The sequence below is a fragment of the Nocardioides luteus genome (genome assembly GCF_000960475.2).
In the GTDB taxonomy this organism is placed as follows: Bacteria; Actinomycetota; Actinomycetes; order Propionibacteriales; family Nocardioidaceae; genus Nocardioides; species Nocardioides luteus_A.
In genome coordinates this window covers 1-18,334 of sequence record NZ_JZDQ02000019.1, presented here as the reverse complement: position 1 = coordinate 18,334, position 18,334 = coordinate 1, and the positions used below count along the sequence as shown (strand labels likewise).

General features: G+C 71.1%; 13 protein-coding genes. 7 read left to right on the top strand and 6 right to left on the bottom strand.

The annotated features are described in order from the left end of the window. Positions 1 to 53 precede the first annotated feature (53 nt). A complete protein-coding gene (locus UG56_RS14385; protein ID WP_071327085.1) occupies positions 54 to 776 on the top strand; it encodes a YcnI family copper-binding membrane protein in 723 nt (240 codons plus the stop codon). Further along, positions 773 to 2,491: a copper resistance CopC/CopD family protein gene (locus UG56_RS14380; RefSeq protein WP_084101060.1), complete on the top strand. Its 1,719-nt coding sequence runs from the start codon at positions 773 to 775 to the stop codon at positions 2,489 to 2,491. The genes UG56_RS14385 and UG56_RS14380 overlap by 4 nt, the downstream gene beginning before the upstream one ends. A 17-nt stretch (positions 2,492 to 2,508) precedes the next feature. Here UG56_RS14380 and UG56_RS14375 read toward each other — a convergent pair whose 3' ends face one another. Next, positions 2,509 to 3,336, bottom strand: a complete 828-nt coding sequence (locus tag UG56_RS14375; protein ID WP_052694269.1) for a hypothetical protein — start codon at positions 3,334 to 3,336, stop codon at positions 2,509 to 2,511. Between the two features lie 25 nt (positions 3,337 to 3,361). Further along, a complete protein-coding gene (locus UG56_RS14370; RefSeq protein ID WP_071327083.1) occupies positions 3,362 to 4,744 on the bottom strand; it encodes an FAD-binding oxidoreductase in 1,383 nt (460 codons plus the stop codon). Between the two features lie 201 nt (positions 4,745 to 4,945). Here UG56_RS14370 and UG56_RS14365 point away from each other — a divergent pair, with 201 nt between their 5' ends. Next, a complete protein-coding gene (locus tag UG56_RS14365) occupies positions 4,946 to 5,878 on the top strand; it encodes a TerC family protein (RefSeq protein WP_045552069.1) in 933 nt (310 codons plus the stop codon). A gap of 22 nt (positions 5,879 to 5,900) precedes the next feature. Here UG56_RS14365 and UG56_RS14360 read toward each other — a convergent pair whose 3' ends face one another. Further along, positions 5,901 to 8,276 carry an FtsX-like permease family protein gene (locus tag UG56_RS14360; RefSeq protein WP_177191485.1) on the bottom strand — a complete coding sequence of 792 codons (2,376 nt, stop codon included), beginning with the start codon at positions 8,274 to 8,276 and terminating at the stop codon, positions 5,901 to 5,903. Between the two features lie 8 nt (positions 8,277 to 8,284). Next, a complete protein-coding gene (locus tag UG56_RS14355) occupies positions 8,285 to 8,995 on the bottom strand; it encodes an ABC transporter ATP-binding protein (protein WP_045550717.1) in 711 nt (236 codons plus the stop codon). Positions 8,996 to 9,327: 332 nt separating this feature from the next. On the opposite strand from UG56_RS14355, the gene UG56_RS14350 reads away from it, so the two are divergent. Beyond that, positions 9,328 to 10,155 carry an alpha/beta fold hydrolase gene (locus tag UG56_RS14350; protein WP_218145219.1) on the top strand — a complete coding sequence of 276 codons (828 nt, stop codon included), beginning with the start codon at positions 9,328 to 9,330 and terminating at the stop codon, positions 10,153 to 10,155. Here UG56_RS14350 and UG56_RS14345 read toward each other — a convergent pair. Next, positions 10,124 to 13,339, bottom strand: a complete 3,216-nt coding sequence (locus UG56_RS14345; protein ID WP_045550718.1) for an ATP-binding protein — start codon at positions 13,337 to 13,339, stop codon at positions 10,124 to 10,126. The two genes, UG56_RS14350 and UG56_RS14345, sit on opposite strands and share 32 nt — an antisense overlap. Positions 13,340 to 13,566: 227 nt before the next feature. On the opposite strand from UG56_RS14345, the gene UG56_RS14340 reads away from it, so the two are divergent. Both UG56_RS14340 and UG56_RS14335 read left to right on the top strand, forming a co-directional pair. Continuing rightward, on the top strand, positions 13,567 to 14,382 hold the full coding sequence (locus UG56_RS14340) for an alpha/beta fold hydrolase (protein ID WP_218145218.1): 816 nt from the start codon (positions 13,567 to 13,569) through the stop codon (positions 14,380 to 14,382). A gap of 98 nt (positions 14,383 to 14,480) precedes the next feature. Continuing rightward, the gene (locus UG56_RS14335) at positions 14,481 to 15,089 is read left to right on the top strand and encodes a TetR/AcrR family transcriptional regulator (RefSeq protein ID WP_143055043.1); all 609 of its coding nucleotides are present in this window, start codon (positions 14,481 to 14,483) and stop codon (positions 15,087 to 15,089) included. Positions 15,090 to 15,127: 38 nt separating this feature from the next. Here UG56_RS14335 and UG56_RS14330 read toward each other — a convergent pair whose 3' ends face one another. After that, positions 15,128 to 16,309 (bottom strand): GAF domain-containing protein, encoded by a 1,182-nt coding sequence (locus UG56_RS14330; RefSeq protein ID WP_045550719.1) that lies wholly within the window; start codon positions 16,307 to 16,309, stop codon positions 15,128 to 15,130. A 106-nt stretch (positions 16,310 to 16,415) separates the two neighbouring features. Between UG56_RS14330 and UG56_RS14325 the strand changes: the two genes are divergently transcribed. After that, positions 16,416 to 18,242: a flavin-containing monooxygenase gene (locus tag UG56_RS14325; protein WP_045550720.1), complete on the top strand. Its 1,827-nt coding sequence runs from the start codon at positions 16,416 to 16,418 to the stop codon at positions 18,240 to 18,242. Positions 18,243 to 18,334: the final 92 nt, after the last annotated feature.

Below are 18,334 nucleotides of genomic sequence, written 5' to 3'. Positions count from 1 at the left end.
CCGACAGCTGGGCACTCGCCCATCAGCAGACACTCCACAGAAAGCACCAACCCATGTCTCGACGTACCCTCGCGCGCCTCGGCGTGCCCGCCATCGCCGCCGCCGGCATCACCTTCCTGGTCGCCGCCCCTGCTTCCGCGCACGTCACGGTCACCCCGACCGAGACGGCCGCCGGTGCCTACACCGTGCTGACCTTCAGCGTCGGCCACGGCTGCGAAGGATCCCCGACGAACAAGATCACCATCCAGGTGCCGGAGGGGGTCAACACGGTCACCCCGACCCGCCAGCCCTTCTACGACGTCAAGGTCACCAAGGAGAAGCTCGCCGAGCCGGTCAAGGACGCCCACGGCAACGAGCTGACCGAGCGCGACGCGACCATCGTCTACACCGCGAAGACCCCGCTGCCCGACGGCCAGCGCGACGCCTTCGAGGTCTCGCTGCAGCTGCCGGAGAAGGAGGGCACCCTCGCCTTCCCGACGGTCCAGACCTGCGAGAAGGGCGAGACCGCCTGGATCGAGGAGACGCCCGAGGGCGCGACCGAGGAGCCCGAGAACCCGGCGCCTGCCTTCGAGGTCACCGAAGCCGTCGCCACCGACGAGGACGGGCACAGCCACGGCTCCGAGGAGTCGACGGAGTCCGCGGAGGAGGCCGAGCCGGTCGCCGCGGAGACCGAGGACGACAACGGCAACCTGTGGGGCGGTGTCGGCGCCGGCGCCGGCATCCTCGGCCTGATCGCGGGCTCGACGGCCCTCGCGCTGGGGCGTCGTAAGGCGTGAGTGCTCCCCTGACGCGCCGGCCCGGCCCCGACCACCGGGGCCCGGGCCGGCGCGGCCCGGGGCGGCTGCTGGTGGTGCTCGCCGCCGCCGCGTACGCCGTCCTGCTCGGCATCTCCCCCGCCCAGGCGCACGCGTCGCTGATCGGCACCGACCCCGAGGAGGGGGCGGTGCTGGAGGTGGCGCCGCAGACGATCACCTTCACCTTCGACGAGGCGGTGACGCTGCCTCCGGCGGGCGTGACGGTCTACGACGCCAAGGGTCAGGAGGTGACCTCGGAGGCCACCGCGAGCGGCACCGAGATGAAGGTCGCGCTCGCGGAGGCGAGCAGCCTCGGCGACGGCACCTACGTCGTCGCCTGGCGCGCGGTCTCGGCCGACGGCCACCCGATCTCCGGTTCGCTGACGTTCGCGGTCGGCGCCCCGAGCCTCAGCGTCGCCCCACCGCCGTCCACCGAGCCGTCCAGGGCGACGGCGGTGATCCACGGGGTGCTGCAGTTCTTCCAGTACGCCGCGCTGCTGCTGGTCGTGGGCCTCGTCTGGTTCCGTGGGCTGATCTTGGGTGGGCACAGCATCGGCGAGCACCGCGTCCCCGACCGTGCCATCACCCGGGTCCAGCGCGTCCAGATCCTCGCCGGCATGGTCGCCGTGGTCGCGCTGGTGGCCCTGGCGCCGGCCAGCGGTGCGCTGCAGAGCGAGAGCGGTCCGGGGGCGATGCTCACCTTCGACGCCTGGTCGCCGGCCTCGGTCGGCAAGGAGTGGCTCAGCGCCCTGGTCGGGATCGTGGGCGTCGCGGCCGCGCTCGCACTGCGCGAGCGACCCCGCCTGGCCGCGGCCGCCGGGCTGGTCGCGATCTGCGCCCCGGCGCTGGTCGGCCACTCCCGAGCGGTCGTACCCGCCTGGCTGGTCACCGCCACCGACATCGTCCATCTCGTCGCCGGCGCGCTCTGGCTCGGCGGCCTGGTCGGCCTGGCGCTGACCCTGCCGCTGATCACCCGCCGCGGCTCGCTCGCGGCCGAGGTCGTCACCCGCTTCTCGACCCTCGCAGCCGCCTCACTGGCCGCCCTCGCGGTCTCCGGCGTGCTCATGGGCTGGCGGATCCTCGGCTCCTGGACCAACCTGCTCAACAGCACGTACGGCACGCTGCTGATGACCAAGGTCGCCCTGGTCGTCGCGGTCGCGGTGATGGCGGCCGGCAACCGGCTGCTGGTCCTCCCCCGCGTCCGTCAGGCGGCCGGCCACGACGACACCGTCGAGGCCGGTTCGATGCTGCGCCGGGCGGTGCTGATGGAGGCCGGCGTGCTCGTCGTCGTCCTCGGCGTCACCGGCTTCCTGGTCGACCAGCCGCCGCAGGCCGGGGCAGTGTCCACCGGGAGCGGCACGGCTGCGGTCGCGCAGACCAACACCCAGGCCGCTGAGCTGGGCGACGACCACCGGGTCTACGCGACGCTGACCCCGGCCGGTCCGGGACCGAACGTGCTCCGGCTTCAGATCCAGGACGCCGCCGGCGAGCCGGTCGAAGCGGCCGCCGTCCCGACCGCCAAGCTCCGCTCGGGCGACGTCGACCTCGGCAGCCTCGCCCTGAAGTCGGTCGGCGCCGGCACCTGGGAGACCGACGTCGTACTGCCCAAGGGCGGGACCTGGGAGGCCACCGTCGGGCTGCGGCTGGGCGAGTTCGAGAGCCCGCTGGGCGTGCTGAAGTTCCCCGTCAGACAGTGACGGTCAGACAGTGACCGTCAGACCGTGACCGGGAGCCGGAGCGTGTGGATCATCCCGTCCACGCGCGCCTGCACGAAGAAGACGTAGTCACCTGCCTTCGGCGGCTTCACGTGGATGCCGAGGCGGGTGCCGTCCTCGCCGTTCTCGGGGCCGCCGAGCGGGTGCAGGTGGATCACCTCGCCGGTCTCGCGGCTGAACGCGGTCACGTGGGCATAGACCCCGAGGTAGGTGCCGAGGTTGACCGGCTTGCCGGCCGGGTCGGAGAGCAGGACGCCGACCTCCTGGTCGATCCCGGGCTTCGGGGTCTCCTCCAGGGCGGCGATCACGGTGCCGTCGTCGGATCCGGGCACGTCGACCTCGGTCGGCCCCGCGACCTTCGCGGTGGCGCCGAGCATCGCCTGCTCGCCCTTGCCGTCCGGGGTCTTGGCCGCGAACTCGACGACCACCCGGTAGGTGCCGCCCGCGGGCAGCGTCAGGTCGCCGGACCATTCCCCGGCCTCACCACGAGTGGGGTGCAGGTGACGGAAGACCTCCAGGTCGTCGCGTACGACGTAGAGGTGGAGGTCCTTGGTCTGCTCCTCGATGTAGTCGGTGACCGGGTCGCCGTCCTTGGTGATCGTGAAGCTCACCTCGCCCGGCGTGCCCGCCTTCGCAGGCAGGCGCACCTCGCCGATCGTGTAGCCGCCCGCGGTCGCGGCGGTGCCGTCGGCGCCCTTGATCGCGGTCACCACGGTGGCCGTGCTGGGCTGCGAGGTGGGGTCGGCCGCCTCCGGTTGGCCGCCGCAGGCGATCAGGGTGACCGCGAGACCGAGGGTCAGGACGACAGCAGCAATTCCGACACGCACGGGGTAAAGGGTGTCATGGTGCTGGTCAGAACCCGACACCCGGATTGAGAATCCCCAGCGGGTCCAGGGCCGCCTTGATCCGCTGATGCACGTCGATGGAGGCGGCACCGACCTCGGGCTCGAGCCAGCCGCGCTTGAGGCGGCCGACCCCGTGCTCGCCGGTGGTGGTGCCACCGAGCTCGAGGGCGAGCCCGAAGATCTCGTCCCCTGCGGCGGTCTCCGCCGGCGGCATCACGCCGGGGACGTCGTCCGGCGACGGGTCCCAGCCGATGACCGGGTGCAAGTTGCCGTCGCCGGCGTGGGCGATGGTGTAGATGCGTACGAGGTGCCGGTCCGCGATCTCGGAGATCCGCTCGACCGCCTCGGCGAGCCGGGAGCGGGGCACGCAGATGTCCTCGATGAAGAAGGCGCCCTCGGTCTCGATGGCCGGCAGGATCTGGCGGCGGGTCGCGACGAGGCGGTCGGAGGACTCCTCGTCGACGCCCTGCTCGATCCACGTGGCCTCCTTGCCGAGGACGGCCGCGATCGCCTCGATCTCGGACGCCGCCGCGGGGCCGTCGGCCTGGGCGATCACCAAGGCGTCGCCGTGGGAGGCGTAGGCGGTGCCGGCGAACCGGTCGATCGCCTCGAGGCAGCGCCGGTCGATGAGCTCCAGCATCGACGGCAGCCGCCGGGCGGCCGCGATCTCGGCGCAGGCGCGAGCGGCCGCCGCCACCGAGGCGTACGCCGCCGACGCCGTCGTCGTGACCAGCGGCCGCGGCTTGAGGCGCACGGTCGCACCGACGACGATACCCAGGGTGCCCTCGGAGCCGACGAAGAGCGCGGTGAGGTCGAGGCCGGCGACACCCTTCATGGTGCGGCGCCCGGTGTGGACCAGGGTGCCGTCGGCGAGGACGACGTCGAGGCCGATCACCGCCTCCCGGGTCACGCCGTACTTCACGCACCGCAGCCCGCCGGCGTTGGTGGCGACGTTGCCGCCGATCGTGGAGATCGCCGCGGAGGCCGGGTCGGGGGCGAACCGCAGCCCCACCTCGGCAGCCGCCGCGTCCAGCCGCGCGGTGAGCACACCCGGCTCGACGACCGCGATCTCGTCGACGGGGTCGAGCTCGAGGATGCGGTCCATCGCGGAGAGATCGACCACGAGGTGCCCGGTCCCGGCCACCGCTCCCCCGGCCAGCCCGGTGCCCGCGCCCCGCGGTACCACCGGCACCCGGTGGGCCGAGGCGATCCGCATCGCCGCCTGAACGTCCGCGACGCCGTGGGCCCGCACCACCGCGAGCGGCAGGCCGTCGGCGACCGAGCCGGACCGGTCGGTGGATGCCGCGAGCCTCGAGAGCTCGTCGGTCGCCACCTCGGAGACCGCGGCGGCGAGGTCGTCGACCAGGGACAGCTGTGACTCCGTCGTCATCGCGCCATTGTGTCGTCCGGCCGGCTCCTTCGGCGGCGATTTGCGCACGACTTCGGAGATACCGATACGCTTTGCCTCGAGGGGAGTACCTCACCAAGCTCATTCCGGTCAGTACGTCGGTGCCACCACCGTCCCGGAATGACACCCCGATCCGGGGTGAGGGAGACCTCAGACGTTCATCGACACGCCTGAGGAACCTTCATGCTCGATACCATCGGCACACCCACCCTGTGGGCAGTGACCATCGGCGCCGTCGTGGTGCTGATCGCCCTCGACTTCGTCCTGACCCGCCGCCCGCACGAGGTCTCCATGAAGGAGGCGCTGGGCTGGTCGGCCTTCTACATCGCGCTTCCGCTCGCCTTCGGCGTCTGGGTCTGGAACGCCCACGGCAGCCAGACCGGCTTCGAGTACTACACCGGCTACATCGTGGAGAAGTCGCTCAGCGTCGACAACCTGTTCGTCTTCATGCTGCTGCTCGCGGCTTTCGCGGTGCCACGGCAGCTGCAGCAGAAGGTGCTGCTCTTCGGCATCGTCGGCGCGCTGGTGCTGCGCGGCATCTTCATCGCCCTGGGCGCCGCGGCGCTGTCCCAGTGGGACATCGTCTTCCTGATCTTCGGTGCGATCCTGCTGATCACCGCCGTGAAGCTCTTCATCGAGGCGGTCCAGGGCCACGACCAGAAGGTCGACCCCGACGAGATGCTGGCCGTACGCCTGGGCCGCAAGGTCGGCCTGAAGCCGATGGCCATCGTGGTGCTCGCGATCTTCGCCACCGACATCATCTTCGCGGTCGACTCGGTGCCGGCGGTCTACGGCATCACCGGTGACCCCTACCTCGTCTTCGCCACCAACGCGTTCGCACTGCTCGGCCTGCGGGCCCTCTACTTCGTGCTCGAGGGTGCTCTCTCCAAGCTGGTCCACCTCTCCTACGGTCTGGCCGCGATCCTCGCCTTCATCGGCGTCAAGCTCGGCCTGCACTGGGCTCACGGGCACTGGGACGGCGTCCCGGTCGTGCCGACCTGGCTCTCGCTGGCGATCATCGTCGGCATCCTCGCCGTCACCGTCACCACCAGCCTGATCGCCTCCGCGCGCTCCACCGCTCCCGAGGAGGAGCAGCAGGAGCACGCGGAGGTCTGATCGAGCCTCGACCGATCCGGGGTCAGTCCAGCGCGAGGCCCTCCGCCGGGCTGACCCTGGTGGCGCGCCGGGACGGAGCCACGCAGGAGACCAGACCGGCCACCCCGGCGACGACGACCACCGCGATCAGCTGCAGCACCGGCGGGTCGAAGGTGGCGTCGGGCAGGATGTCGCCGACCAGGATCTCGCTGCCGCCCCAGGCGAAGAAGACGCCCAGCGCGGTGCCGACCACGGCCGCGACCGCGGAGAGCAGCACCGCCTCGGCGGCCAGCGTCCGCCGCAGCTGGCGCCGGGTGAGCCCGAGGGCCCGCAGCAGGGCGTGCTCACGACCGCGCTCGAGCACCGAGAGGCCCAGCGTGTTGGCGATGCCGGCCAGCGCGATCAGCACCGAGATCGCCAGCAGCCCGATCACCGCCCAGGTGAACACGTCCAGCTGCAGCTCGACCCAGGCGCGCTGAGCCTTGCCGTTGGCGAGCTCCGCGTCCGGGGCGAGCACCCCGAGCGTCCCCGCCAGGTCCTCCGGGTCGGCGCCGGCATCGGCACGCACCCAGACCGCGTACGTCTGCGGGTCGGCCGTCAGCTCGCGGAGCGTCGCGGCCGAGATCTGCGGGGCACCGTCGATCTCGCGTACGTCCAGGGTCACGGTGGCCCTGCGGTCGCCGACGACAAGCGTCGCCTTCTCCCCCGACGCCTCGAAGGAGTTCTCCACGAAGGCCGAGGCGGCCGCCGGGGAGATCACCATCGTGCCGGGCTTCACGGTCAGGTCCATCAGCGGGACGTCGCTCGCGGGCGGGGCGACGACGGGCAGCGAGACCGGCTTGCCGCCGGCCTCCACCGAGGCCATCGCGCCCGGTACGGCCACCGCGTCGGCGACGCCCGGGACCGCCTTCGCGTCCCCGAGGACCGAGTCCGCCAGAGGCTTCGACTCCGACTGCAGAGCGATGTCGATCGGGTGCTGCTCGGCCATCTCGTCGAGCGTCGCGCCCCGGATGGTGTTCATCCCGGTGAGCACGCCGGTGGTGAGGGTGACGCCGACCAGCAGCGAGGCCGCGGTGGCGGCGGTGCGCTTCGGGTTGCGGCCGGCGTTGGCCGCGGCCAGCTTCGCCGGCGAGCCGGCGACCTTCGCCAGGGCGGACCCGGCCAGGCGCACCAGACCCGGCACCAGCGCCGGCCCGAGGAGCATGACCCCGAGGAACGTGGTCCCGCAGCCGACGAGCACGATAAGCATCCCGGTCTGGGCATCGTCCCAGCCGACGGCCACGAAGATGATCGCGGTGCCGGCCAGCGTCGTGAGCGCGCCCAGGACGAGCCGGAACATGCCGGCGCCGCGTACATCGAAGCCCTCCTGCGGGCGCAGTGCGGCCAACGGGCTGAGCCGCATCAGGCGGCGGGTGGGCAGCCAGGAGGCGACCAGCGTGGTGAGGGTGCCGAGGACGAAGGCGGCCAGCAGCCACGGCCACTCCAGCGAGACGTCGCCCAGCGGCGCGGTCTCGGCGAGCTGGCGCACCAGCGCGACGATCCCCCAGCCGAGCACGGCGCCCACGAGCAGACCGAGCAACGAGGCGAGCAGGCCGAGGGCGAGTGCCTCGCGGCGTACGGACCTCAGGACCTGACGCTTGGTCGCGCCCATCGCCCGCAGCAGCGCGAAGTCGCGCATCCGCTGGGCGAACAGGATCGAGAAGGTGTTGGTGATGACCAGCACGGAGACGAACAGGGCGATGAAGGCGAAGATCAGGACCATGTACGCCACGACGTCGACCTCCTTGTTGAGCTGGGTCTGCAGCTCGGTGAGGTAGTCGTCGGTGTTCATCCACTTGTCGGCCTCGTCGCCGGTGCCGGCGGTCATCACGGTCTGGACGTACGGGTTCTTCCAGCCCTGCATCTCCGGCCAGGTGACGTAGACCGGCGCGGACCACATCGACGGCGCGTCGACGAGGCCGACCACGGTCGTCTCGACCGCCGACTTCCCGGTGCCGACCTTCAGCGTGTCGCCGATGGCGACCTTGTTGGTCTTGGCCGCGTTGGCGTCGACGACGGCCTCGCCGGCACGGGTCGGGAACCGGCCCGACTTCAGCTCCTGCCACTGCCAGCGCTTCTCGGTGGAGACCGCGCCGACCATGATGTCCTGGCCGAGCATGGTCTTCTCGGTGCGCACCGGCTGCATCGACATCGCGAGCGCCCAGCCGCCCTTCTCGACGTACTTCTCGGTGACCTCCTCGGTCGGGAAGTCGACCGCGCCGGCCGCGTTCCGGAACGGCGCGTCGATGCCGGCGAACAGGCCCGACTTCGTCGCGGAGGTCAGCGCGTTGGTGACCACGATCAGTGCGACCGCGGCGACGACCGCCACCACGGCCGCGGCGTATCGACGGGCGTAGGTCCGCAGGGATGCGAACAACACCGTCCGCATCAGCGCGTCACCCCTTCGATGTGTCCGTCCTTCACGGTGACGATCTCGTCTGCGTACGCAGCGGCGGAGGCCTCGTGGGTCACCATGACCACGGTCTGGCCGAGCTCGCGGACGCTGCGCCGGAGGTGGTCGAGCACCTCGGCCGAGGTCTCGGAGTCGAGGTTGCCGGTGGGCTCGTCGGCAAAGAGGATCGCGGGCTGGGTGACCAGCGCGCGAGCGATCGCCACGCGCTGCTGCTGGCCGCCGGAGAGCTCGGAGGGCTTGTGACCCAGGCGCTTGCCGATACCGAGGGTGTCGGCGATCATCTGGGCCCGCGCCCGGGTCTCGTCGGTGACGCGCTTGCCGGCCAGCTCCAGCGGAAGCTGGATGTTCTGGCCCGCGGTGAGCATCGGCAGCAGGTTGAACGCCTGGAAGACGAAGCCGACGTTCTCCCGGCGGAAGACGGTCAGCTGGTCGTCGTCGAGGTTCTCCAACGGCTGCCCCGCGACCATCACCTGACCGCTGGTCGGACGGTCGAGCCCGGCCAGGCAGTGCATCAGCGTCGACTTGCCCGAGCCGCTCGGGCCCATGATCGCGGTGAAGGCACCCCGGCGGATCTCCAGGTCGACCCCGCGCAGCGCGTGCACCTCGGTGGCACCCTTGCCGTAGGTCTTCGTCAGGCCCACCGCTCGGGCGGCGGCCGTCATCGTGGGAACAGAGGTCTGTGTCATGCCCCAGAGCCTCTCGTCGCGAGGCGTCAGCGCACATCGGGCTGGGGGCTGATCCGGGCGTACGACCTGGGGTTGATCGGCAAGGGTCGGCTCAGGGTCATCCCGCAGACGATCGTGTGAGCCCGCCCCGCGTGCGACTGCCCGTGGCGCGACGGATCTGTTCCAGTGGACAGCCAGTTGATCGGCTCGCCGACATCCCTCCAGTACGGCTCCACTGGGCACCACCGCCTGCGCCGCGTCCGTCCACAACCCGTCCACTGGCGATCCTTAGCGTCGTCCCGGGGGCTCCACCGGGGCTCCGGATACAGGACTGGACCAAAGGGAGCGCAATCATGATCAGCAAGAGACTCAAGGCCCTCGTCGGGGCCTCGGTAGCAGTCGTTGTCGCGTGCGTCAGCATGCTCGCCGTCACGACGGCCGACGCCCGCGCGGGCGGCCAGGGCCACGCTCCGGCGGACAAGCCCACGATCGTCCTGGTCCACGGCGCGTTCGCCGACAGCAGCGGCTTCAACGCGGTGATCCAGCGGCTGACGAACGACGGTTACCCGGTCGTCGCCGCGGCCAACCCGCTGCGAGCGGTCCCGTCCGACGCCGCGCAGCTCTCCGCCCTGCTCGACAGCATCGAGGGTCCGATCGTACTGGTCGGCCACTCCTACGGTGGGGTCGTCATGTCCACGGCCGCCACCGGGAACGCGAACGTCAAGGCGCTGGTCTACGTGGCGGCGTACATCCCAGAGACCGGAGAGACTGTGGCGCAGTTGACCGACCAGTTCCCCGGCAGCACGGTGGACGCGTCCCTCAAGGCGGTGCCGCTGCCGGACGGAGTGGTCGATCTCTACATCGAACCCGCTGTGTTCCCTGCGAATTTCGCGCCCGACCTGCCGGCCAAGGACGCCGCGCTCTACGCGATCACCCAGCGCCCTGCCACCAACGTGGCACTCACCGAGCCGATCCTGGGAGACCAGGCGTGGCACACGATCCCGAGCTATGCCCTGATCAGCGGCGCTGACAAGATCATCCCGCCCGCGGCCCAGCGGTACATGTCCGAGCGCGCGGGATCGACGGTACAGACGGTCAAAGGCGCCTCCCACATGGTGTTCGTCTCACACCCGGACACGACCGTCTCCTTCATCGAGCGGGCGGTACGCGAAACCCGGTGAGGTCGCCGAGGAGCACCTCGGCGCGCTGCACGAACAGGTATGCCTCCTGCCGCCCGGCCACGACCCTTGCCTGCTCGGCCAGACGTACGGCGGTGCCCGGATCGCCGAGCGTCTTCGCCAGCTTGGCCCGGACGAGAAGGTGCAGACCGTCCGCCGATCGCTGCCCGTAGCGGTCCCGGTAGGCGTCGGCCCGGTCGAGTGCAACGGCCGCGGCGCCCGGGTCACCTGCTACCAGCCGCATCTCCGCGAGCAGCGCGTACCACGTGGAGACGCTGGATCGGATCGGGTTCGTCAGGTTGGCCACGATCAGCCGCTCGGCCGCATCCGCGGCCGGACCAGGATCCCGACCGGTCATCGCCAGCGCCCAGAACCGCGCCAAGCGGACGTAGGTGCCGACAAAGACGAAGGAGAATCGCGGATCCGCCGCGATTCCGCGGTCCGCGACCTGCAGGGCCCATTCCGGGTCGCCGATGACCGAGGCGGCCCGGGCAGCCATGCACGTCGCGACGGCGATGGCGTAGGCATCGTCGCCGGCGCTCGCGATGAGCCCGTCCAGGACCTCCCGGGCGCGAGCGGACTTCCCGTGGTAGGCGGAGATCTCGGCCAGGGTCGCCGCGATCAGCAACCTGAGCCCGTCCCACACCGGGTCGGGCCGGTGATCGTCAGGCAGTCCCGGGGACGCCGTCGCGGTCAGGTGGCGGTACGACGCTCCGACATGTCCGAGGTGCCACTGCTGAAAAGCCCAGGCGGCGTCCCCGTAGCCACGGACGACCGGATCGCTGGAGGTCGATCCCTGCTCCAGCAGGCGGGCCGCCAGGATGCCGCTGCGTTCGTGCTCGAGGCCCTGCACGTGCGCGGCCCACCGGGAGAAGAGAAAGCTCGCGGCCTGGCGCTCCTGGCCGAGCGTCTTCGCCACTGATTCCGCTCGTTCCAGCAGGTCGACGGACGAGGCACCGTACAGGGAGCGCATCCCGGCCACCGCGATCAGGCGCGACAGCGCTTCCAGCTCGAGCTCAGGCAGGGTCCCTCCCCGGGCTCGCTCGACGGCCCGGACGAGGTGCCGCTCGGCATCCCGGAGGGCGGTCTTCGCGGTCGCTCGCGCCCCGGCCCGGAGCAGGGCCGAGACGGTGCGCGCCGGGTCGATGAGCGGACCGGCCTCCCAGAGGTGGTGCGCCACTCGCTCGGCGAGCGAGTCGTCGTTGATCCCGACGGCCTCGATCGCGTCGGCGATCGCCCGGTGCAGCGACGCCGCCCGTCCGGGTGGGATGGTCTCGCAGACCGCCTCCCGGACGAGGTCATGGGCGAAACGGTAGCTGAAGGGATCTCCCGGAGCGGGCCCGGCGAGACCGAGGTCGCGGACCGGCTCCAGCTGCTCGAGGCAGGTCGCCACGTCTGTGGCTGCGATCCGGGCGAGCAGCACCAGTTCGACACTCCGACCCGCGAGCGCGGCGAGTTGCAGAAGGTTCTGAACTCCGGGTTCCAGCGCTGCCATGCGATCGCGCACCACGTCCCGGACGGTCAGCGGGACACCGCTGCGCAGCACAGACTCCTCGGTGACGGTGTTGCCGTCGGTGAGGAGCCGCGCCACCTCCTGGACGAAGAACGGGTTGCCTGCGGTTCGCGCATGCACCGCACGGGAGACCTCCGCGGCGGGAAGGTCGCCCGTCTCGCGTCGCATGAGCTCGGCGACCCCCGGCTCGGCGAGCGGTCCGATGAGCAGCCGCCGGTGCCCGCGGAACCGGCTCGCCGCGGCGAGGGTCCTGGCCAGCTCGCTGCTGAGCGACGGGCCCCGGTTACGCATCGCCGCGACCACGGCAGTACCGGCGGGAAGCCGGGCGACGACATGGTCGAACAGATGCAACGAGGCGGGATCCGCCCAGTGGAGGTCATCGAGGACGATCACCAGAGGACGCTCGGCCGCGGATTCGGAGATCACCCCGACGACCTCTTCGAACAGCCGGAACTGGGCGCCGTCGTCCGGGACGGCCGGTGCTGATCCGGCGGCGTCCCGAGTCTCGGTGAGGCGGCTCAGATCGCCGCTGCGCCACTCCGCGCGACGAGTCGTCGACCGGCTCTCGAGAAGAGTCCGGACGACCTCCACCCACGGCCACATCGCGGGAGCGCCGCCGCCCTGGAGACCATGCCCCCAGACCACGCGCGCGGCCCGGTCCTGGGCGTGCCGGGCGATCTCCTGGAGGAGACAGGTCTTGCCGATGCCGGGCTCACCTTCGAGCAGGACGACAGCCGTCCCGGCCGCGAGCGCCGGCTCGACGGCGCTGCGGAGCAGGTCGAACTCCTGCGCTCGGCCCACCAGTTCACCGTCGAGGGTGGCGGCCGGCGGGGTCCGTGGAGCAGGCGGCGCGGGCAGAGCAGTCTGCTCGAGGACCTGCCGCTGGGCAGAACGCAACGCCGCGCCGGGGTCGATCCCGAGTTCGTCCGCCAGCCGGCGCCGGATCCCGTCGTACACCGTCAGCGCCTCGGCCTGCTGCCCGGCGGCGCACAGCGAGCGGACCAGGCTGGCATGCACAGGTTCGTGCAGGGGAGCCATGGTCGAGGCGAGGTGGAGCGCCGACAGTACCCGGTCGGGCCGGTTCTGCGAGATGGCGAGATCCGCCGCCTCGACGCAGGCGCCGAAGAACTCGTCGTCGAGTCCGGCGAAGATCGGGAGCGCGGCCGGGCTGTGCGCGGCGCCGCCGCCGGCCGGGCCGCTCCACAGCTCCAGCGCGGCGACCAGGTGGTCCAGCGCGGCTGCTTCGCGGTTCTTGTCGAGAGCCGTTCGCGCCTCGGCGACGAGTTGCCGGAAGCGCGCGAGGTCCAAGACGTCCGGTCCGGCGGTGCACAGGTAACCGTTGGTGCTGCTGCGCAGGATGAAAGCGCCCGGTTGCCGTGGGCGCAGGTCGGGCTCGAGGAGACGGCGGAGCGAACCGACGTACTTGTGGATGACGTTCAATGCGCTGGCCGGCTCGTTCTCGCCCCAGATCAGGTCGATCAGTTCGCCGGCACCGATCGGTCGCCCGGCGTGCGCCAGCAGCAGCGCCAGCAGGTAGGACTGCTGACGAGGGCCGGGGTCGATCTCGACGCCGCCCTGCCAGACCCGCAGCGGACCCAGGACCTGCAGGCGCAGCGAACCGGCGTCGCCCACAGGCTGCTCGTCGACGCTTCGCGGGATGAGCGTCTCCACCATGTCCGACCCCCTGGTCGATGGTCCGGCCGCCGCGGCACCTGGCGTCACGCGCTTCGGCCAAGTCGAACTCTAGAGGCTGGAGTCCCGCTCCAGCCAGCGATTCCACTGCAAATCCACTGGCCGTCAACTGCGGCTCTCTACCGTCGGCGGTGGCGTGCACGCTCCTGCCCCCGGAGCGACTGCCCGCGGACCACGTCGAGCGAGAAGGCGAGAACACCATGGCTACGATGACGACCCCCGACGGGGTGGAGCTCTTCTACAAGGACTGGGGATCCGGCCGCCCGATCCTGTTCAGTCACGGCTGGCCGCTGTCGGGCGACGACTGGGACAGCCAGATGCTGTTCTTCCTCGGCCAAGGCTTCCGGGTGATCGCGCACGACCGCCGGGGACACGGACGGTCCGCCCAGGTGTCCGACGGCCACGACATGAACCACTACGCCGACGACCTGGCGGCGCTCGTGGACCACCTCGATCTCCGCGACGCCGTGCTCGTCGGGCACTCGGCCGGCGGCGGGGAACTGGTGCGCTACCTCGGACGGCACGGCGAGAGCCGGGTGGCGAAGGTCGTGCTGATCAGCTCCGTCGTGCCGTCGCAGCAGTTGACCGATGCGAACCCTGACGGCCAGCCGCCGGAAGTCTTCGCGGGTCTGAAGCAGGGCATCGCGGCGAACCGGTCGGCGTTCTACCGTGAGGTGGCCGCCGGGCCCTTCTACGGGTACAACCGGCCGGGTGCCGAACCGAACGAGGCAGTCATCGAGAACTGGTGGCGCCAGGGCATGATGGGCTCGGCGAAAGCTCAGTTCGACTGCGTCGATGCGTTCGCTCAGGAGGACTACACCGACGACCTGAAGAAGATCAGCGTGCCGGTCCTGGTCATGCAGGGCGACGACGACCAGATCGTTCCCTACCGCAGCACCGCGCCGCGGGCCGTCGAGATCCTCGCGAACGGAACGCTCAAGACCTACCCCGGCTGGCCGCACGGCATCCCGACCACGAACGCAGACGTCGTCAACGCGGACATCCTCGAGTTCATCAAGTCCTGAGGCCGGACGCCGCCGCCGGGCGCGCTCCGATAGATTCGCCGCGGAACCGGCCGCGCTCGCGCGGTACCGGGATCATCGAACGTCGAAGGTGGGTGCGGGTGCCAGAGCACGGACAGTCCCGGCGCGATCTGTACGCGGACATGACCAAGCGAGAGGTCGTGCGCTCGGCACGGAAGTTGTTCGGCCGGTTCGGGTATTCGCAGACCACCGTCGAGAGCATCGCCCGGGATGCCGGGGTGTCCCCGGCGACGATCTACGCGCAGTGCGGCGGAAAGGAGGGCCTCCTCCGAGCGCTGATGGACATGTGGACGACGAGCGACCTGGTGCCGAGCACCATCGCCGAATGCCTGGCCGCCGAGTCTTCGCGCGCCAAGCTGGACGCGCTTGCGAAGGGGTACGTCGCGATCTACGCGGAGTTCGGCGACATCATCCGGATCGTGACCCGGGCCGCGGCCGCCTCGCCCGTCGCGGAGGCCTACCTCGAGGTGGCCGACGAACGCCAGCAGAACGCGCTTCGGGACATCGTCACCGGCATGCGGGACCGAGGCGGTCTCGCCGACGGGATCACGGTGGAGGAGGCCGTCCAGGTCATCTTCTTCCACTTCCGGTACCCGCAGTTCGCGCTCGCTGCGGACGAGTTCGGCTGGGGTGCCGAACGCACGACCCGCTGGCTCACCGAGCGGGTCGCGTCGGCGATCCTTCGGTGATCCACGGCGGCGTTTGCGTGTTGGGGATGAACCTCGGGTCACCCACGGGTCAGGGCGACGCCCTCGGCGAGCCGGTAGGGGTTGGTCGAGACGAGGGCGCCGATCGTGCGGCGCAGCCGGGAGACCTCTGCCCGCACGGTGACGATGTGCTCCGCATCGCCGAAGACGGCCTCGCTGAGCCCGCGGGCGGTGAGGCCGGTGGGACCGGCGGCGTCGACGAGGGTGAGGATCTCGACGTGGCGCCGGCTCAGGGTGGTGCGCCAGCTGCCCGACTCCGAGACGACCTCGAGGGTGCCGTCGGCGGCGAGGCGGGCGGTCAGGTTGCCCGACCCCGATGAGGTGGGCCGGACGAGCCAGCCGCGCTCGCCGACCCGCTCGGGCAGGCACAGGCCCAGACCGGGGACGGTCAGCATCTTGTCCTGCCGGGGCGCCGCGATCCGGTCGCGGGCGGCCATCCCGGCGTGGTGGGCGACCCAGCCGTCGTCGTCGACGACCAGCAGCGGACCCTCGACGCCGGAGACGACGTGGTCGGTCTCGCGGCGCAGCCGCTCGAGCCACTCCTGGTGGTGGCGCCACAGGCTCATCTCGGCCAGGCGCACGGCGCTCTCGACCAGGGCGCCGATCGCCGGGTGCAGGGTCAGCGCGGGCCCGCTGACGTCGACGACGCCGAGCAGGGCCCCGGTGCGCGGGTCGTGGATCGGGGCGGCGGTGCAGTACCAGGGATGTTGCGCCTGCTCGAAGTGCTCCGCGGAGAAGAGCTCGACCGGCGCCGCCTCGGCCAACGCGGTGCCGATGGCGTTGGTGCCGACCGCGCGCTCGGTCCACAGCGCGCCCTCGACGAAGCCGAGCTGATCGGCGATCTTGAGCACCCGCGCCGAGCCCTCGCGCCACAGCACCACGCCCTCGGCGTCGGTGACCACCATCAGGTATGTCGCGGCATCCGCCGCCGAGGTCAGCACCGCGCGCAGGTCGCCGATCACCGTCGCCAGCGGCGAGCGGGCCCTGCGGGCCGCGCACTCGGCCGCCGACGGCGTACGTCTGCCGTTGCTGCTGCCGGGCTCCAGGCCCATGCTCATCACGCGGCGCCAGGAGCGCTCGACCAGGATCCGGGGTGTGCTCGGCGGGCGGCCGCCGGACAGGACGGCGTCGTGGACGCGTACGAGGTCACGGGCGAGACGCGGCAGGTCTGCTCCCGCCGGCACGGCTCCGGTCACTGTCATCTGGCGTCCACCTCCGCCTCCGAGGGTAGGTGCTCGCTGTGACCCGCGCCACATGCAATCCGTTGCAACCCTTTCTCAGGCGTCCGCGCGGCGGTGTGCTGGTGCCATGACGCAGACACTCGAACCCCCTCCCGCCGCCGTCCAGCACGGCCCGGCGCAGACCTGGCTCGCCGACTTCGAGGCCGCCCTCAAGGAACGCGACATCCCCCGGGCCGCCGACATGTTCGCCACCACGAGCTTCTGGCGCGACCTGGTCGCCTTCTCCTGGAACATCACCACCGTCGAGGACCCGACCGGGGTCGCCGACCTGCTCTCGGCCACGCTGGAGCGTGTGGATCCCTCCGGCTTCGCGCTCGAGGAGCCGGAGGCGACCGCGGACGGCGTGACCACGGCGTGGTTCACGTTCGAGACCGCGATCGGCCGCGGCCGCGGGCTGCTGCGGCTGAAGGTCGAGGACGACCGCCCCAAGGCCTGGACGTTCCTGACCACGCTCTACGAGCTCAAGGGCCACGAGGAGCCCCGCGGCGTACGTCGTCCGAAGGGTGCCGAGCACGGCGTCAACCGCGACCGGGTCACCTGGGCCGAGAAGCGCCAGGCCGAGGCGGAGACGCTGGGCCTGACCGAGCAGCCGTACGCGGTGATCATCGGTGGCGGTCAGGGCGGGATCGCGCTCGGCGCCCGCCTGCGCCAGCTCGGCGTACCGACTCTGGTCATCGACCGCTACGAGCGGCCCGGGGACCAGTGGCGCGGCCGCTACAAGTCGCTGTGCCTGCACGACCCGGTCTGGTACGACCACCTGCCCTACCTGAAGTTCCCCGACAACTGGCCGGTCTTCGCGCCCAAGGACAAGATCGGCGACTGGCTGGAGTCCTACGTCAAGGTGATGGAGGTGCCCTACTGGTCCTCGACCACGGCCACCAGCGCCTCCTACTCCGATGAGGACGGGGAGTGGACGGTCAACGTCACGCGTGGCGGGGAGGAGATCACCCTGCACCCGAAGCAGCTGATCATGGCCACCGGGATGTCCGGCAAGCCGAACATCCCCGACCTGCCGGGCATGGACATCTTCGAGGGCGAGCAGCACCATTCCTCCAAGCACCCCGGCCCGGACGCGTACGAGGGCAAGCGGTGTGTGGTGATCGGGTCGAACAACTCCGCCTTCGACATCTGCGGCGCGCTCTTCGAGCACGGTGCCGACGTGACGATGGTGCAGCGCTCCTCGACCCACATCGTGAAGAGCGACACGCTGATGGACATCGGCCTCGGCGACCTCTACTCCGAGCGTGCCGTCGCCTCCGGGATGACCACGGAGAAGGCCGACCTGGTCTTCGCCTCGCTCCCCTACCGGATCATGCACGAGTTCCAGATCCCGCTCTACCAGCAGATGGCCGAGCGCGACGCCGACTTCTACGCACGCCTGGAGAAGGCCGGGTTCCGGCACGACTGGGGCGACGACGGCTCGGGGCTGTTCATGAAGTACCTGCGCCGCGGCTCGGGCTACTACATCGACGTGGGCTCGGCCGAGCTGGTCGCCAACGGGGACGTGAAGCTCGCGCATGGCCAGGTGTCCCACCTGACCGCGACGTCCGTCGTCCTCGAGGACGGCACCGAGCTCCCCGCCGACCTGGTCGTGTACGCCACCGGCTACGGCTCCATGAACGGCTGGGCCGCCGACCTGATCAGCCAGGAGGTCGCCGATCGCGTCGGCAAGTGCTGGGGGCTCGGCTCCTCCACCACGAAGGATCCTGGGCCGTGGGAGGGCGAGCAGCGCAACATGTGGAAGCCGACCCAGCAGGAGGCGCTGTGGTTCCACGGCGGCAACCTGCACCAGTCGCGCCACTACTCGCTCTACCTCGCGCTGCAGCTCAAGGCCAGGTACGAGGGGATCGAGACGCCGGTCTACAACCTGGCGCCGGTGCATCATCTGTCCTAGCTGGCCCCGGTGGTCGAGCTTGTCGAGACCACGCGTCCCGTAACCGTTTCTTCGGGGCTGGCCTGGGCCGCCGACCCTTTCCTGAGGGTCTT

Bases quoted from the DNA above. Each gene is read 5' to 3' on its own strand.
- UG56_RS14355 (WP_045550717.1), bottom strand. From the start codon at position 8,995: ATGACACAGACCTCTGTTCCCACGATGACGGCCGCCGCCCGAGCGGTG.
- UG56_RS14330 (WP_045550719.1), bottom strand. From the start codon at position 16,309: ATGACAGTGACCGGAGCCGTGCCGGCGGGAGCAGACCTGCCGCGTCTC.
- UG56_RS14345 (WP_045550718.1), bottom strand. From the start codon at position 13,339: ATGGTGGAGACGCTCATCCCGCGAAGCGTCGACGAGCAGCCTGTGGGC.
- UG56_RS14325 (WP_045550720.1), top strand. From the start codon at position 16,416: ATGACGCAGACACTCGAACCCCCTCCCGCCGCCGTCCAGCACGGCCCG.
- UG56_RS14385 (WP_071327085.1), top strand. From the start codon at position 54: ATGTCTCGACGTACCCTCGCGCGCCTCGGCGTGCCCGCCATCGCCGCC.
- UG56_RS14340 (WP_218145218.1), top strand. From the start codon at position 13,567: ATGACGACCCCCGACGGGGTGGAGCTCTTCTACAAGGACTGGGGATCC.
- UG56_RS14370 (WP_071327083.1), bottom strand. From the start codon at position 4,744: ATGACGACGGAGTCACAGCTGTCCCTGGTCGACGACCTCGCCGCCGCG.
- UG56_RS14350 (WP_218145219.1), top strand. From the start codon at position 9,328: ATGATCAGCAAGAGACTCAAGGCCCTCGTCGGGGCCTCGGTAGCAGTC.
- UG56_RS14365 (WP_045552069.1), top strand. From the start codon at position 4,946: ATGCTCGATACCATCGGCACACCCACCCTGTGGGCAGTGACCATCGGC.